Here is a 15,140-nt window from a genome sequence, read left to right on the forward strand (position 1 = left end):
GGCGCGCCCTCACCGGCGGCTCGGCCGGCGCGGGGCCCGGCGTCTCGCGGCCTCGCCTCGACGGCCTCAGAACAGGGCCGCGCCGGCCACGGCCGCGTGGGCCGTGACCTCGGGTTCGACCGCGTCCAGCCGGGCCTTGATGTCCAGCACCAGGGCGAGTTCCTCTGGCGCGAGCGCCGCGAACACGGCGCGTTGCTCGTCGGTGAGGGTGTGGACCGGGAAGCCGGCCGCCGCCAGCTCCCGCAGGACGCGTTCGGCGTCGCGGCCCTCGTCCTGGTCCCGGTCGTCGGGTGCAGCCGTCATGTCAGTGCCGCTCCTTCCTGTCCTGTTCCTGTCCTGTTCTCGCCGCTCGCGGGTGGGCGTTGAGCTCGTCGAAGACGTCGAGGAGCGCCGCCACGGTGTGCAACGCGCTGAGCCGCGCCGCGCCGCGCGCGTCGTCGCTGGTGGCGGCCTCGTCGAGCGCCGTGAGGACCTCGGCGCTGTGACCGTCGTCCTCCTCCGCGTGGAGCCGGAGGGTGGCGAACGCCGCCGGGGGCAGGCCGGTCCGCTCGGCCAGCGTCCCGGCCAGTTCCACGGCGGGCGCGTGGAGTTCCAGGACCGCGATGTAGCCGAGGAGGCTGACGGGGTGGTGGTGGCTGACCCAGTAGTACTGGGCGCCGACGAGGCGGGCCACGACCGGCGCCGGCGGCCGGGCGCGTTCGCGCGCCGGGTCGAGGCCGGCGGCGGCCATGTCCCGCAGCAGCCAGTCGTCGTGGTGCCGCTCCCGCTCGATGTGCTCGGGCAGGAAGCGGGCGAGGGCCCGCAGGCCCGGGTCCCCCGCGCCGGGCCCGTCCGACGTCGCCGCCTCCCGGCAGCGCGCGGCGGCCAGCTCCATCAGCGGCACGGAGGCGCGGATCACGGCGTGCATGGTGGTGAGGTAGCGCAGGTACCGCTCCGTCAGGCCCTCGGGTCGCCACAGCGCCGCCGCGCCGTGACGCACCGCGGGGGAGACGAGGGAGAGCAGGGCGCGCAGCTCCCGGCCCGCGCCGGGCGGGGACGTCATGGCGCCGCCTCCCCGGCCACCGGCCCGTCGCCGCCCTCGGCGTCCCCGGCGCCCCCGGCGCCCCCGGCGCCCCCGGTGCCGACCGCGTCGGCGGAGCCGAGCGTGACGAGGTGGGCGTGGCGGCGGCTGCCGTGGCGGGCCACGAGGGCGGCGGGGCCGCCGGCGGCCAGGACCCGGACGGCGGCCGACTGGAGGAGTTCGCCGCACGGTCCCGCGCCGGCCCGCCGCGCCCATCGGCCGGCCTCCGGCAGTGCGCCGAGACGGTGACAGCTCGCGCAGTAGCCGCCCTCGGGCGTAGCGACGGGGGCGGCGGCGGGCGTGGCGGCGGGGTCCGCGCCCGCGCGGGCGGCGAGGTGCACGGGGCCCACGGTCCGGATCATGCGCAGCAGTGGGTCGCGGGCGGTGCGGTCGAGCACGGCGGGCCAGCTGTCCGTGGCGACGGCGCCGACCCGCAGGTGCGCCGGGCGCCCGCCGCCGACGCTGCCGCCCCCGGCACCGTCGACGCGGCCGTCGACGACGGTCTGCTCGCAGCAGGCGGTGACCGTGCCGTCGGCCGTCACCACCGGCCAGGCCGCCATCGCGCACGGCGCGACCGCCGACCCCGGCGGCGGCGCGGGCGCGGCCGGCCGCGCGCCGGGACGCAGCGAGGCGCCCCGGCCGATCGCCCGCACCTCGCCGACGAGCATCGGCACGCGGGTGCCGAACCGGGCGGTGACCTCCGCCGCCACCTCGTCCGGGTACGGGTCGTCCGGACCGTCGGCGAGCACGTGGAGGCTGGTCGCCACGCCCGTCCGCAGCAACGCCGCGAGCGCCGCCAGCACGTCGCGGCGCGGGACCTCCCGCTCGTGGTGGGCGTCGAGGCTGAGCGAGAAGTGGTCGACGGCGTGGGCGACGCGCCGCACGGCGGGCGGCAGCCCGCCGCCACCGCCCCGGGCGAAGAAACCGCCGGACAGCACGGCGGTGCGGGTGCCGGCCTCGCGCGCCGCGCGGGCCGCCTCGACCACGAGCCGTGGCCTGGTGAGCGGTTCCCCGCCGGTCAGCAGCAGCACCTCGGGGCGGAGCCGAGGCGTGAACGTCCGCAGGAAGCGCAGCAGGGCCTCGTCGTCGAGGTCCCGCCCGGTGGGCGTCGCCGACGCCGAACAGTGGGCGCAGCTCAGCGGGCACCGCTCGGTGAGGGTGACCAGGAGGCCCGCGCCGACGGTCTGGCGCAGCGACATCAGCTCGGCGAGCCGCACGCCGGCCTCCTCTCGCTCGGTCCGCGGTCGTACGCACGGGGCAACGGCAAGCCTGCGGGCCGCCGCCTGCCGTCCGGTTGCCGAACGGTATGAGCCCAGCTCGGCGGGCCCGGACGAGGCCCGGCGCGGCCCTCTCGCCCCTCGCCGCGAGGCGGCACGTCGCGCCGGCCGCCCCGTTGGCCTGGCCTTTCACCGTTCGGCAACCGGTCCTGCACCCGCCCTGCCTACGGTCCTCGCCAACACGGACGCCGCACGCCGGCGGCCGTGCCGTCCATGACACCACCCACGACAGAGAGGGAACGTCCATGGCAGAGACGACCGAGCAGCCCACCCAGGAGGAGGGCGAGGCGGCCAGGGCCGCGAAGGTGGTCGAGGCGGCCAAGGCCGCCGAGGTCGCCGCGCACGCGATGGCCGGCGCCATCCTCGAACTCCAGCGCCTCGCGCCCGAGAAGCAGGCCGAGACCGGCCTGGGCGCCAACAGCAGCGGCTCCTGCGGCGCGGCCAGCTGCCTCTTCGACCCGGTGTGATCGTCGAGCACGCCCATCGGGTCTGAACCCGTCTGATCGGAAGCGGAAGCACGTATCCGCCCGGGTCGGGGTGGCGACCCCGCTCCGACCCGGGTGCGTCCGGTCACCTCCTCACCTCCTCATGTCCTCACGACCGGACGACGTCGCCACCGACACGCCGCGGCACGGCACGGACCCACGACAGAGACAGAGAGGCACACCTCCATGACAGACACCAACCAGCAGCCCAGACCGGAACAGGGCGAGGGCACCGACGTGTCCGAGGTCGTCGCGCACGCGCTGGCCGGCGCCGTCCTCGAACTCCAGCGACTCTCCCCCGAGAAGCAGGCCGAGACCGGCTTCGGCGCCCAGAGCAGCGGCTCCTGCGGCGTCACCAGCTGCCTCTTCGACCCCGTCTAGGCCGGGACGCGCAGGGACAACCAGCACCACACGTCGGTAACCGTCAGGGACGGGGTGGGACGGCGGCGGCCGCTCCACCCCGCTCCCGACACGGCACGGCACAACGACAGGTCAGGTCAGGTCAGGTCAGCAGAAGGGACGTTGGGCGATGCAGGTGGAGTGGGCAACCGTTCAGGCGTACATGGCGCACCACCCGCGCTGGTTCGAGAACTACGAGCGCCGCCCGCCGAGCCAGGAGCACCTGCTCGTCTACCGGTCGGTGATCCCGGGCGCGTGGCGGCTCTCCCGCCGCGGCTACTGGCTGATCTCCGAGCCGCCCCGCGTGCCCCCCGTCGCCCAGGGCTGGAAGCTGCACGTCTCGGCCACGTCCGCCACGACCACGGCCACGCTGCGCGCCGCGCTGCCCGTGCTGCGGGACGCGCGCGTCCACTTCAAGTTCCTGATGGACCCGGCCGCGATGCGCGAGACCAACGGCAAGCTGTTCCCGCGCGGCGCGAGCGGCAAGTTCATCACCGTCTACCCGGCCGACGAGGCGGAGTTCCGCGCCGTCGGCGACGCCCTGACCCGCGCGCTCGACGGCTTCGAGGGCCCGCACGTCCTCTCCGACCGCCGGTACCCGGGGTCGGGGGTCGTGTACTACCGCTACGGCGGGTTCACCACGATCTCCCGCGTCCTGCCGGCGGGCAACCGCGAGTTGCTGATCCACACGCCGGACGGCGAGCCGGTGGTCGACGTGCGTCACCCCTACTTCCACACCCCGGACTGGGTCACCGACCCGTTCCCCCCGGACGCCACGAGCGGCACCACCAGCACCACCAGCACCACCGACGGCGACGCCGACGGCCCCGGCATCAGCCTCGCCCAGGGCCGCTTCACCGTCACCAGCGCCATGCAGTTCAGCAACCGCGGCGGCCTCTACCGCGCCGTCGACAACGAGACGGGCGCCGACGTCGTGCTCCGCGAGGCCAGGCCCGGCGTCCAGGTCGGCCCGGCGGGCCTCGACGCCGTCGACGTGCTGCGGCACGAGTACGACATCCTCACCGAGCTCGCCGACACCGGCCTGTTCGTCCGCCCCGTCGCGCTCTTCCGCGAGTGGGAGCACACCTTCGTCGCCGAGGAGTTCGTGCCCGGCACCTACCTGGGCAACCTGAACACCGCCCACAACCCCGTCTACACGCTGGAGCTGACCCCCGAGAAGCTGACGGACTACTACGACCGCTTCCGCGGCCTGTGGCTCCAGGTCGCCGACGCCATCGCCGTCTGCCACGAGCGCGGCATCGTGCTGGGCGACCTCTCGCCCACCAACATCATGGTCACGCCCGACGACCGCATCCGCGTCATCGACATGGAGTCGGCGTTCCACGAGGACGCCCCCGAGGGACCGGCGCGCGGCGCCGGCCTGTTCACCCCGGGCATGACGACGCGGCGGGCGGTCCGCGCCCGCCGGGGCGACCGCGCCACCGACTACTACGCGCTCGGCGGCCTGATCCTCGGCAGCATCGTCCTGTGCCACCAGCCGGACATCCTCGACCCGACGATCCCGCGCCGCGTCCTCGCCGAGGCCGCCGCCGACCTCGACGTGCCGGCCGGCCTCGTGTCCCTGGTCTCGGACCTGTACGACGAGGACGCCGCCGCGCCCGACCCGGCCGAGGTGCGCCGCCGCATCGAGGAGCTGCCGCTGACGACCCACTGGCGTCGTCCCCCGCCGCTCGCGCTGCCCGCCGCGACCGACGCCGACGCCCGAGCCGCCCTGCACAAGCGCGTCGACGCGGTCCTCGACGGCGTCGTCTCGTACTGGACCGGCACCGCCGACCTCACCCGCGACGACCGTCTCTTCCCCGCCGACCTCCAGGTCTTCGAGACCAGCCCGTTGACCCTCGCGCACGGCGCCTACGGCACCCTGTACGCGCTGCACCGGCTGCGCGGCGGCGTCCCCGAGGACCTTCTCGGCTGGGCGCTGCGGCAGTCCACCTCGCCGGACACGTTGCCCCCCGGCCTCTACCACGGCAGCGCGGGCGTCGCCTGGGCGCAGGCGGAGCTCGGCCACCGGGAGCTCGCGGTGCGGACGCTGCGGGACGCCGCCGACCACCCCCAGCTGTACGCGGAGCCCGGCGTCGTGGCGGGCGCGGCCGGCTACGGCATGGCCTGCCTGCGGCTGTGGCGGGACACGGGGCTGCCGGAGTTCCTTGACCGGGCCCGCGCCGTCGGCGACCACCTGGCCGCGACCGCGCACCGCCCCGAAGGCCGTGGCCAGGCGTCCTGGCCCTCGGCGGAGGGCCGCACCCTCGTCGGGTACGCGGCGGGCGCCTCGGGCGTGGCGCTGTTCCTGCTGGCGCTGCACGCGGCGACGGGCGACGCCGGCACCCTCGCCCTGGGGCGCGAGGCGCTCGACTTCGACCTCGCGCAGGCCGTGTTCCAGCCCAGCGGGGTCCACTCCTTCCCGGCGGCGGCCGTGGCGGACGACGAGCCGGTGGCGGTCGTGCGGCACTACCTCGACTACGGCACCGCCGGCGTCCTCACCGCCCTGCTGCGCTACCACCACGTCACGGGCGATCCCGTGCTGCGCGAGCGCGTCGCGGAGCTGCTGCCCGACGTGCGCCGCAAGTACACGGTGCTGCCGCAGCTCTTCCACGGCACGAGCGGGCTCGGGCACGCGCTGCTGGACGCCTACGAGTTCCTGGGCGAGGCGGAGCTGCTGGCGGAGGCGGAGCGGATGGCGGCGGCCGTGCTGTGCACGGCGGTCGAGCGGCCCGAGGGGATCGTCTTCCCCGGCGAGCAGGCCGTGCGGGAGAGCTGCGACCTGGCGACGGGCTCGGCCGGGGTGGCGCTCTTCCTCGACCGGCTGCGGCACGCCAGGCCGGGCGGTCGCAGCAACCCGAACTTCCTCCTCGACGACCTCCTCCCCGCCACGGACAGCACGGACAGCACGGACAGCACGGACACCGTGGCGGACGACGCGCCGGCCCGCCCGGAGAGGGCCGGGGCGCGATGACGACGGCCGAGGCCGGTGCGGAGCCCACGGCCTCGGCCGCCGCACCACCGTCGTCCCCGCCGCTGCGCGCGAACCGCGACTTCCGGCTCCTGTGGATCGGGCAGGCCCTCTCCGACTTCGGCTCGTCGATGACGTTCGTCGTGCTGCCGCTGGTGCTGCTCGCCGGCGGCTACTCGACCTCCGTCGCCGGCACCGTCGGCACCGTCATCCTCGTCACCGCCATGGTGGCGCGGATGCCGGCCGGCTACCTCGCCGACCGGTACAACCACCGCGCGCTGATGCTGGCGGCCGACCTGGCGCGCTTCGCGGTGTTCGCCGTCGTCGCCGTGTGGACGTTCGCCGGGCGGCTGCCGCTGGCGGTGGCGGTGGCGGCCGTGGTGGTGGCCCAGCTGGGCGCCGAGCTGTTCAAGCCGAGCCAGAGCGCCGTCGTGCGGCTGGTGGTGCCGCGCGAGCAGCTGCCCACCGCCGTCTCCCTCAACCAGGCGCGCGGCTACGCGGCGGAGATCGCCGCCCCGGCGGCGGCCGGGCTGCTGGTCGCGGTCTCGCTCGGCCTGCCGCTCGCGGTCGACGCGGCCACGTTCGCGGCCTCCGCCGTCTGCGTCTACCTGCTGTCGCCGACCGCCCGCGCCAGCCGCGCCACCCCGCTGACGGCGGCGCCCCCGACAGCCGACGAAGCCGAGGAGCGGTTCCTGCGCCGCCTCACGGCCGGCCTGCGCTACGTGGCGGGCAACCGTTTCCTGCGGACCCTCGCCGTGCTCTCCACCGGCCTGAACCTCCTCTTCCAGGCCCTGGTCTACGCCCTGATCCTCGGCCTCGGCCAGGGCGAGGGCGGGAGCGGCGCGGTGGGCGCCGCGATGAGCGCCGCCGCCGTCACCGGGCTGGTGGGGTCGTTGGTCGCGCCGTTCCTGCAACGCCGGCTGCGCATCCAGGTGCTGGTCGCGGCCGGACCCGCGGTCGCCGGGGTGCTGCTGGCCGTCGCGTGGTGGAGCGGCAGCGGCGTGGCGTTCGCCGCCTCCTTCGCCGCGATCTGCCTGCTGACGCCGGTGATCGGCGCGGCGCTCGGCGTCGTCCTGGTGACGCTGGTGCCCCGGGAGATCTTCGGCAGGACGACGGCCGCGATCGGGTTCGTCACCGAGATCCTCCAGCCGCTCGGGCCGCTGGCGGCCGGGCTGCTGCTGGCGACGCTGCCGATGTCGGGCGTGGCGGCCCTGTTCGCCTGCTGCTTCGCGGTGCTCGCGGTCCTCGCCCTCCTCCTGCCCAACGCGCCGAAGCCCCCCGCCCCCGACTCCCCCACGCCGTAGACCCGTCCCCGCCGTTCCTCCCGTCGTCCCCGCCCCTTCTTCCCGTCCCTTCTTCCCGTCCCGCCTGTTCCCTTCGTGCCGTTGGAGGTTGAGTTCACCGTGATCCCCCTCTCCGTCCTCGACGTGGCGATCGTCCCTCCCGGCGGCACCGCGCGGGAGACCCTTCTCGACGTCGTCCACGCCGCCCGCGCCGCCGACCAGGCCGGCTACCGGCGTTTCTGGGTGGCCGAGCACCACAACTCCGCCCGCTGCGCCGGCAGCGCCCCCACCGTCCTGATGGCGCACCTCGCGGCCGTGACCCACCGCATCCGGATCGGCTCGGGCGGCGTCATGCTGCCCAACCACGCGCCGCTCGTGGTCGCGGAGCAGTTCGGCGTCCTCCAGGCCCTCCACGAGGGCCGGATCGACCTCGGCGTCGGCCGGGCCACCGGCGGCAACGACGACCCGACGCTGCTGGACCTGGCGTTGCGCCGCACCCCGCGCTCGCGCGCGGAGTTCCCCGAGCTGGTCGACGAACTGGCCGGCTTCCTCCACGACGACTGGCCCGAGGGGCACGCGTTCGCCCCCCTGAAGCTCTCGCCGCTGCCGCCCGAGCCGCCGCGCATCTTCGTGCTGGGCAGCTCCGAGAACGGCGGGCGCCTCGCGGCGAGCCGTGGCTGGCCGTTCGTCTTCGGCGGCCACCTCGGCGCCAAGGCCCGGCCGGCGGCCGTCGCCCGCTACCGGGCGGAGTTCACCCCGGGACGCCACGGGCCCGAGCGCCCCTACGTGATCGCCTCCGTCAGCGTGCTGTGCGCGGAGACCGACGCCGAGGCCGAGCGGCGGGCGTTCGAGACCAGCGTCGCCCGCGTCCGGGAGACGCACCCCACGAGCCAGCCGCCGCTGACCGAGGCCCGCGAGCGGTACCTGGCCGAACAGAACATCGAGGAGGCCCGCCTCGTCCACGGCTCGCCCGCGACCGTCGCCGCCGCCGTCGAGGACCTCGCCGCCTCCTGGGGCGCGGACGAGATGATGGTCGTCCCCTTCGACCTCACGGGCCGGGAACGCGCCCGCACCCTGCACCTGCTGGCCACCCGGACCCCGGTCCCCACCGGCGCGCGCTGAGCCGCGCGCTGGGCCTCTCCGCCACGCCTCGCCCCGAACGCCTCACCCGCCACCGCACGTCACCACGACTCGCTCTCCGCCGCCTCCGGACCCGTGGGCCCACGGCCCCCGGGCTCCGGCCGGCCGGAGGCGCCGGGCTCGTGGTGGAGGCGTCCGGCGAGCAGCGGAAGGACGAGGACCGACACCATGCCGGCGCCGACCAGCGCGGCGGCGTGCGAGGTGTCGAGCGCCCCGCTGTCGGTGCCCATGGTGGTGACGGCGACGACCAGCGGCAGCGCGGTGGCGCAGTACAGCGCCAGCGCGCCACGCGCGGCGCGGGAGAAGCCGTCGGGTGCGAACAGCGCGACGGGCAGGCCACGGACGAGCAGGAACAGCGCGAGGAAGACCGGGAGCAGGAGCAGGGCCCCTCCCCCGTCGAGCAGGGAGCGCAGGTCGAACTCGATGCCGGTGGTGACGAAGAACAGCGGGATCAGGAACCCGAAGCCCACGCCCTCGACCCGCCCCATCACCATCTCCCGCTGGCCCTCCGGCAGGACCCCGAGGACCAGCCGGGCGAGGACGCCGGCGGCGAAGGCACCCAGCAGCAGGTCGAGGCTGAACACGGAGGCCAGCGCGAGCATCGCCGCCAGCAGCGAGACGACGACCCGCACCGCGAACTGGGCGCTGGTGTGCAGGGTGCGGGTGGCCAGCCGGGTGAACCACGGCGGACGCGGGCGCGTCGCCCAGAACACGGCGGCGGCGGTCAGCACGGCGAACGCCGTCAGGACGAGCGCCGAACGGCCGGGGCTCCGCCCCGACAGCAGCAGCGCGACGGCGATGATCGGGCCGAACTCACCCACCGCGCCGTAGGTGAGCACGGCGGTGCCGAAGCGGCCGGACAGCGCGCCGGAGTCGCGGAGCACGGGCAGCACCGTGCCGAGCGCGGTGCTGGTCAGCGCCACCCCGAGGTACGCGGCGGCGTCGGGGTCGCCGTCGGCGAGCGGCACGGCGAGCGCGAGGGCGGCGGCGAGGGCCACGGCCCAGGCGCCCAGCGCGCGGCGCAGCGTGGCTCCGGGCACGCGGGCGAAGTCGATCTCGTATCCGGCCAGGAAGATCAGCATGGACAGGCCGAGCTCGGACAGCGCGTCGATCGCCTCCCCGGTCTGGGCGAGGCCCAGGACGTCGGGGCCGAGGAGGATGCCGAGGGAGATCTCGACGACCACCAGCGGGAGCGTCAGCCACCGGCTGGCGGCGTGGGCCAGCAGCGGGGCGGCCACGGCGGCCACCGTGATGAGGACGAGCGTCCCGGCCTCGCTCATCGCCCCTGGCCCCCGCTCTGACCGCTGATGCCCTGACCGCCGACTGCCACGTCACCGATGGGAGCAGACGCGCCGCACTCCCGCGCGCCGTACTGCCGAGCCGGACTCCCGCGCGCCGCACGGCCTCGCGCCGCCCGTGTCACCCGAACGGCCCTGCCGACGGGCGGCCCACCCCGCACGGCGGTGTGCTGGATCGTGCCGGACGCGCCGCGTCCGGAGGAGTGCTCACGGGTTTCGAGGGAGTGACCTGACATGGCTGGAACCGTCACCGCCCCGGCTCGGAGGTCGTCGGGCTGGCTGGCCTTCGCGGGCGTGCTGATCCTGACCCTGGGCGTCATCCACGTCATCAACGGCCTCACCGCCCTGGGGAAGGACGAGTACTACCAGGTCAGCTCCGACGGCCTGCTGGTGTGGGACTTCACCGCGTGGGGCTGGCTGTGGCTGATCCTCGGCGTCGTCCAGATCCTCGTCGGCCTCGGCGTGCTGCGCGGCAACGCGGCGGCGCGGGCGGCCGGCGTGGTCCTCACGGCGATCGCCGTCATCGGGCAGATCGCGTTCCTCGCGGCGTTCCCGCTGTGGTCGCTGGTGGTGATCGGCATCGGCCTGCTGGTGCTGTACGCGCTGATCGCCCCGCCGGGCGACGCGGAGGCGTGAGCCGCGGCGCGCGGGAGCCCCGGCGCCGGCCGCCGGCCGGCCCCGGCCGTCCGCGCGTGCACGGCTGGGTGGTGACCTCGGTGACGGCCGGGGCGGTGATGTTCTTCTACGTGCTGACGCCGGCCGACACCTTCGGCCCCGGGCGGGCCGCCGCCGGGTGGCTGCTGTTCGCGGCGGCGCTGGTGGTGGTGACGGTGATGCTGCTGCGCAGCATCGCGGACGCGCAGGTGCGGCGGGAGGGCTCGCGGCCCGGGGTGGCGATCGCCGCGTTGATCATCCTGACGGTGTTCGTGTTCGCCACCGCCTACCTCGCCCTCTCCCGACACCCCGGCCAGCTGTCGGGCCTCGACACCCGCCTGGACGCCCTGTACTTCACGGTGGTCACCCTCGCGACCGTGGGCTACGGCGACATCGTCCCCACCGGCCAGGCGGCCCGCGTGGTCGCCACCCTCCAGATCGCGTACAACCTGATCTTCCTGACCACGGCCGCGACGGTGTTCTCCCACCACCTGCGCGCCCTCGCCGCCGCACGCCGCCCGCAGCGGGACGACGACCACGAGGGTCAGGCGCCCTGATCGGCCTTCCGGACGCCTCGGAACGCCCTGGTCGCGGAGCTGAGAGGGCTCACGGGTGCGGAAGTCGCCTGCGCTCCTCCGATCGAGTGACCTTCTGTAGTGACTCGGGTCCTCCGAGCGACGGAGGGGAAATGTCCATGACATAGGTGCGGGATCTCCCCGGCCACACCAAGGGGGCAGCCCATTCTTCGCGCAATCAAGGGCCCCCGCATTTCCCGACAGAAGACAAAAGCAGTTCACCAACCGAGCCATCACACGAGACACACTCACTCAAGGAGTCACCCCGTGAAGGTCATTGCCTCACTGGGAGTCGGCGTGGCGACCATGGCCGTACTGGCTGCGACCGCGCTCCCCTCCGCCGCCGCCGACCGCGCGTCCGGGGAGCCGGACGCTCCCGCTCCACGTCAGACGCAGGCCGCCCCGCTGTACGGCGCGGCGCAGTGCGACTGGTCCCGCCCCGCGGTCTGGAGGACCGCGGATCTCCAGGAGATCGTCGGGGTCTGCGCGGAATGGGCCACCTTTATCGCGCACTGCTGGATCTGGGCCCCTAACGGCGAGAAGCGCATTGTCGACGCCAGCCACGTGACCACCCCGAGCGGCAAGAGAGTCAGCGGGTGGATCGGCGAGTGGGGCATCGACTCGATCGACTGGAACGAAGTCCGGCACTGCTCGGAGGGCGGTGCCGGCGAACCGCCCCGATCGCCGTAGCGGTGTCGACCGCGCCGAACCAGGGCGGCGGCCACGGAGGTCAGGCGCCCTGGTCGGCCTTCTGAACGCGGCTGCGCACCCGCAGGCTGTGGGCCTGTTCGAACGTCCGGATCGGAACGCCCTGGTCGCGTAGGAAGCGCTCGACGGTCGCGTGGTTGAGCCCGAAGCGGTCGCCCGTCTTCATGAGGGACGAGCCGCCCAGATAGGTCTCGATGATGTCGTCGTGGTGCTTCTCCAGGATCGCGGCGACCTCCCGCCGTCGCCAGCTCCCCAGGCGCTTTCCCTCTGGCGCCGGGCGTATCGCGATGCCGGCGTTCACCAGCACCTTGCGCACGAGGTACTGACTGCCGAAGTCCCGGCTGATGCCGCGCAGCGACTCGCCGGCGGCGTATCGGCGGATGATGTCCGCCCGTTCGTGGTCCTTGAGTTTGCTCACAGGTCTTCTTTCCTGGTCGACGCCGGGAGAAGGGCCCCGGCCGCGCGAAACACAACCGGTGGTGCCGCCCGCCCGGCCGTAACGGGGGATCAGGCGGGGCGGGCGGCGTCCCCGCGCGGCCGGGGAGGCGTTCGGCCGGGCGGGGGGCTTGGTGGTCCGCCCGCCCCGGGGGTTGTGGGTGTGAATCAGCTGTCCCGGGGTGGGCGGGGGTGTCCCTCACCGCGTTGCGGCACCCCAGTGAAGGGGCGGACCGGGGCGGGAGCGGCGGTGCACCGCTTGGCCGCTCGGGGCTGGTCCGGTCGGGGGACATTGCCCGGCCACCCCGCCAGGGGGGCGGCCGGGATCCTTCTACGACGGCGGTCTTCGGCCGGCCTCTCCGTCGGCAGCACGCAGGTTGTCGAGGTCGGCCTGCCACTCCCGTCCCGACCCGTCCAGGGGCCGGACGTGCGCCTCGGACCACACGACCCGCTCCCGGCCGAGGATGTCGTAGTGCACGTGCTGCATGACGGCGCCCAGCTTCCCCGCGCGCCCGGTGCGGGCGTGCACAACGCGCCGCCCGATCCACGGGTGCGCCACGTCCCGCAGCACCTCCTTACCCCCGTCGCCGATCACCGCGCCGCCCCCGGACGTGCCTGGTCGACGGCGGCGGTGAGCGCCGCGTGCAACAGGCCCGGGTCGGTCAGGCAGTCCCACCCCGGCTCGGGCCGGACCAGCCACTCCACCCACCGCGTGGGGCACGCACCCAGCGACGGCACCAGCAGGCGGCACGCGACGCCGTACACCTCCACCGGCAGGGTGTCGCGCCAGCCATCAGCCGCACCCGGCGCGACCAGCCAACTGAAGACACCGTCACACCGGTCACCGACCACCGGCCCCGACCGCCCCGCCAACGCCCCCAGCACGACGGCACCGATGTCCTGCGGGACTCTGACGGCGTCCCACCACAGACCGCACGCGACACGCCGCGCACCGACATCGGACGGCGGCAGCCATACGGGCAGGGACGGGGCGGGGGTAGGAGGTGCGGGGTGCTCGACCATGATCGGCTCCGGTGACGCGCCGAGTGCTGACAGTCACAGAGTGCCCGCGTGAAACAGGCGTGGTGTTACCACGCTGGTAACGCCACGCCTATTGACAATGCGTTACGGACGCACTACACCCCGCACCACGCTGCGTACCCCCGCAACTCGTCCGACGGTGACCGCCGAGCACGCAGCAGCGTGCCCACGGTCTCGTGCACCCCAGGGTGGTACCGCGTTTGCTGCGGAGCCACCTCGCGCGCCTTCACCAGCGAGTGCAGCGCCCGATCATGCTTCGCCGTCCACGCCTCCGCCCGAGCCCTCGATGCCCAGTACGACGCCGCCCGAGCCTTCGGGTAGTCATCCGGGAGCCGCAGCGCCTCGGCTACCCGCACCGCCTCGCTGTGCTTCTCCTGATCGGCCGCCACTGACATCGCGTGGATGGCCACGTTTGCCGGACCGAAGACGAGTCCGTAGTCATCCAACTCGCCAGTCTGCTCAGCCAACTCCCCAGCAGCCCCGAGCAGGTCGGACACCTCACCAGCTGCTCCGGCGCGGCGAGCCAGGACCGACGCCTCCAGATACAACGCCCCGCGCACGGCGCGGGTCCCGGTGGCGCCGTCGTCGTCCAGATCGCGCAATGCCTGCCTGACCAGCCGGTATCCCTTGTCATGTCGGGCGCCATCACCCAGGAGGCGGGCCCGGTCCCACCGCTCGATCGCGACCTGTCGGGGGTCCCCCGAATGCGGTGCTGCGGCGGACATGCGGCCGAGAGCATGCCGAGCGAGGTCGATGAACCCCAGGCGGCGGGTCACCACGTAGGTAGTGCGGCCGAGTTCGGCCTGGAGCCAGTAGGCGCGCTCCCGTCCTCGGCCGGGCCGGTCGTGCAGGAGCGTCGAATAGTTGACCTCGCTGATCAGCGCGGGGAGCGCCTCGGCGAGCTCGAACTGCTCGCCGGCCTCGCGCTTTTCGTCGAGCGCGCGGACTTCCGCTTCCAGAACCGACAGCGGCCGAGGTGGCGGGTCGTCCTCGTCGGGGGCGATGTTCCAGTCGTCCAGCGCGCTGGCGATGGGAGACAACAGCGCGTCGAGTTGGTCCTGCTGAAGCATGTGCACGTAGGGCTGCCCGTGCAGCACTGAGACATTGACGCTGAGGGCGCGGGCGATGGCGGCGACGATCGACGGGGAAGCGTAGCGCTTGCCCTTCTCGATGCGGGAGATCTGAGCCGCTGAGACGTGAGCCCGCGCGCCGAGTTCTCTTAACGAGTAGCCACGGAGGAGCCTGATCTCCTCGATGCGCGAACCGATTCCCTCTATGGCTGGTACAAGGGGTGATGGCATAGTGGTGCTCCGGTTGTCGCCGTCCTCGGGTGACACCTGGACGGTAACTCCCCGGTAGCGCCGGGGTACAGCGCTCGGCCTCCGTGGTACACCTGCGGGGGCCGTTGTGCTGTACTGGTCCGCTCGCCGCCCCGCGCGGTCCCGCCGCCGGCTCATACCGGGGGGCGGTCGTGTGTGGTGGACTGCCCCTGTGGCTCGTGTTCTCTACCTGCTGGCCTGCGCGGCGCCCCCTGTGCAGTACATCGACAGGCCCGTCCGACTCGCCCCGGGGACCAGCAAAAGCCGTGCGAGATTTCGGCGAACGGCTGCACGGCGTCTACTTGTGATCGAGGGAGGAAACGATGCGAGTGGGAATCACCGGCCACGGTGACGCTCCGGCAGGGGTCTCGTTCGGTTCTGGCGACGGCGGCAGGCGCAACCGAGGTCTCCCTGGCCGGTGCTGCGTGTTCCCGCAACGCTCACGTACCCGCCGGGGGGTGAGCGCGAGGCAGGGCCGTCGGGCTGCCATAGTCG

Annotated in this window: 16 protein-coding genes; 8 read left to right on the forward strand and 8 right to left on the reverse strand. The window is 74.3% G+C overall.

Translation table 11 applies throughout. From position 1 onward, the window contains the following. Positions 1-66: 66 nt before the first annotated feature. Genes ACTWP5_RS05550 through ACTWP5_RS05560 form a run of 3 tightly spaced genes read right to left on the reverse strand, consistent with a single transcriptional unit; the run spans position 67 to position 2,277 of the window. Positions 67-303 (reverse strand): aroma-sacti cluster domain-containing protein, encoded by a 237-nt coding sequence (locus tag ACTWP5_RS05550; RefSeq protein ID WP_443219591.1) that lies wholly within the window; start codon positions 301-303, stop codon positions 67-69. A gap of 1 nt (position 304) precedes the next feature. Then, positions 305-1,042, reverse strand: a complete 738-nt coding sequence (locus ACTWP5_RS05555) for an iron-containing redox enzyme family protein (RefSeq protein ID WP_443219592.1) — start codon at positions 1,040-1,042, stop codon at positions 305-307. Then, entirely contained in the window at positions 1,039-2,277 is a 1,239-nt protein-coding gene (locus tag ACTWP5_RS05560; RefSeq protein WP_443219593.1) for a radical SAM protein, read from the reverse strand. The genes ACTWP5_RS05555 and ACTWP5_RS05560 overlap by 4 nt, the downstream gene beginning before the upstream one ends. Before the next feature lie 305 nt (positions 2,278-2,582). Between ACTWP5_RS05560 and ACTWP5_RS05565 the strand changes: the two genes are divergently transcribed. The 5 genes from ACTWP5_RS05565 (at position 2,583) to ACTWP5_RS05585 (ending at position 8,597) form a co-directional block, all read left to right on the forward strand. Further along, on the forward strand, positions 2,583-2,804 hold the full coding sequence (locus ACTWP5_RS05565) for a hypothetical protein (RefSeq protein ID WP_443219594.1): 222 nt from the start codon (positions 2,583-2,585) through the stop codon (positions 2,802-2,804). 204 nt (positions 2,805-3,008) lie between these two features. Further along, complete coding sequence (locus ACTWP5_RS05570; RefSeq protein WP_443219595.1) at positions 3,009-3,203, forward strand: hypothetical protein; 195 nt, start codon at positions 3,009-3,011, stop codon at positions 3,201-3,203. A 148-nt stretch (positions 3,204-3,351) separates the two neighbouring features. Continuing rightward, entirely contained in the window at positions 3,352-6,195 is a 2,844-nt protein-coding gene (gene lanKC / locus ACTWP5_RS05575; RefSeq protein ID WP_443219596.1) for a class III lanthionine synthetase LanKC, read from the forward strand. After that, positions 6,192-7,496, forward strand: a complete 1,305-nt coding sequence (locus tag ACTWP5_RS05580) for an MFS transporter (RefSeq protein ID WP_443219597.1) — start codon at positions 6,192-6,194, stop codon at positions 7,494-7,496. The genes lanKC and ACTWP5_RS05580 overlap by 4 nt, the downstream gene beginning before the upstream one ends. A gap of 75 nt (positions 7,497-7,571) precedes the next feature. After that, positions 7,572-8,597: an LLM class flavin-dependent oxidoreductase gene (locus tag ACTWP5_RS05585; protein WP_443219598.1), complete on the forward strand. Its 1,026-nt coding sequence runs from the start codon at positions 7,572-7,574 to the stop codon at positions 8,595-8,597. A gap of 59 nt (positions 8,598-8,656) precedes the next feature. On the opposite strand, the gene ACTWP5_RS05590 is transcribed toward ACTWP5_RS05585, so the two are convergent. After that, positions 8,657-9,895 (reverse strand): cation:proton antiporter, encoded by a 1,239-nt coding sequence (locus tag ACTWP5_RS05590; protein WP_443219599.1) that lies wholly within the window; start codon positions 9,893-9,895, stop codon positions 8,657-8,659. Positions 9,896-10,147: 252 nt separating this feature from the next. On the opposite strand from ACTWP5_RS05590, the gene ACTWP5_RS05595 reads away from it, so the two are divergent. The 3 genes from ACTWP5_RS05595 (at position 10,148) to ACTWP5_RS05605 (ending at position 11,832) form a co-directional block, all read left to right on the forward strand. Then, complete coding sequence (locus ACTWP5_RS05595; protein ID WP_443219600.1) at positions 10,148-10,549, forward strand: DUF7144 family membrane protein; 402 nt, start codon at positions 10,148-10,150, stop codon at positions 10,547-10,549. A 71-nt stretch (positions 10,550-10,620) separates the two neighbouring features. After that, positions 10,621-11,124, forward strand: a complete 504-nt coding sequence (locus tag ACTWP5_RS05600; RefSeq protein WP_443219601.1) for a potassium channel family protein — start codon at positions 10,621-10,623, stop codon at positions 11,122-11,124. Between the two features lie 285 nt (positions 11,125-11,409). Then, positions 11,410-11,832 (forward strand): hypothetical protein, encoded by a 423-nt coding sequence (locus tag ACTWP5_RS05605; RefSeq protein WP_443219602.1) that lies wholly within the window; start codon positions 11,410-11,412, stop codon positions 11,830-11,832. Between the two features lie 40 nt (positions 11,833-11,872). On the opposite strand, the gene ACTWP5_RS05610 is transcribed toward ACTWP5_RS05605, so the two are convergent. The 4 genes from ACTWP5_RS05610 to ACTWP5_RS05625 form a co-directional block, all read right to left on the reverse strand. Continuing rightward, the gene (locus ACTWP5_RS05610; protein WP_443219603.1) at positions 11,873-12,268 is read right to left on the reverse strand and encodes a hypothetical protein; all 396 of its coding nucleotides are present in this window, start codon (positions 12,266-12,268) and stop codon (positions 11,873-11,875) included. 348 nt (positions 12,269-12,616) lie between these two features. Next, positions 12,617-12,880 (reverse strand): hypothetical protein, encoded by a 264-nt coding sequence (locus tag ACTWP5_RS05615; protein WP_443219604.1) that lies wholly within the window; start codon positions 12,878-12,880, stop codon positions 12,617-12,619. Beyond that, positions 12,877-13,170 carry a hypothetical protein gene (locus tag ACTWP5_RS05620; RefSeq protein WP_443219605.1) on the reverse strand — a complete coding sequence of 98 codons (294 nt, stop codon included), beginning with the start codon at positions 13,168-13,170 and terminating at the stop codon, positions 12,877-12,879. The genes ACTWP5_RS05615 and ACTWP5_RS05620 overlap by 4 nt, the downstream gene beginning before the upstream one ends. A 251-nt stretch (positions 13,171-13,421) precedes the next feature. Further along, positions 13,422-14,663 (reverse strand): helix-turn-helix domain-containing protein, encoded by a 1,242-nt coding sequence (locus ACTWP5_RS05625; protein WP_443219606.1) that lies wholly within the window; start codon positions 14,661-14,663, stop codon positions 13,422-13,424. Positions 14,664-15,140: the final 477 nt, after the last annotated feature.

The sequence above is a fragment of the Streptomyces sp. 4N509B genome (assembly GCF_052245655.1).
Taxonomy (GTDB): domain Bacteria; phylum Actinomycetota; class Actinomycetes; order Streptomycetales; family Streptomycetaceae; genus Streptomyces.

What these genes read in the sequence shown, in the direction of transcription:
- ACTWP5_RS05580 (WP_443219597.1), top strand. Translation starts at nt 6,192, where the DNA reads ATGACGACGGCCGAGGCCGGTGCGGAGCCCACGGCCTCGGCCGCCGCA.
- lanKC (WP_443219596.1), top strand. Translation starts at nt 3,352, where the DNA reads ATGCAGGTGGAGTGGGCAACCGTTCAGGCGTACATGGCGCACCACCCG.
- ACTWP5_RS05595 (WP_443219600.1), top strand. Translation starts at nt 10,148, where the DNA reads ATGGCTGGAACCGTCACCGCCCCGGCTCGGAGGTCGTCGGGCTGGCTG.
- ACTWP5_RS05570 (WP_443219595.1), top strand. Translation starts at nt 3,009, where the DNA reads ATGACAGACACCAACCAGCAGCCCAGACCGGAACAGGGCGAGGGCACC.
- ACTWP5_RS05590 (WP_443219599.1), bottom strand. Translation starts at nt 9,895, where the DNA reads ATGAGCGAGGCCGGGACGCTCGTCCTCATCACGGTGGCCGCCGTGGCC.
- ACTWP5_RS05550 (WP_443219591.1), bottom strand. Translation starts at nt 303, where the DNA reads ATGACGGCTGCACCCGACGACCGGGACCAGGACGAGGGCCGCGACGCC.
- ACTWP5_RS05555 (WP_443219592.1), bottom strand. Translation starts at nt 1,042, where the DNA reads ATGACGTCCCCGCCCGGCGCGGGCCGGGAGCTGCGCGCCCTGCTCTCC.
- ACTWP5_RS05565 (WP_443219594.1), top strand. Translation starts at nt 2,583, where the DNA reads ATGGCAGAGACGACCGAGCAGCCCACCCAGGAGGAGGGCGAGGCGGCC.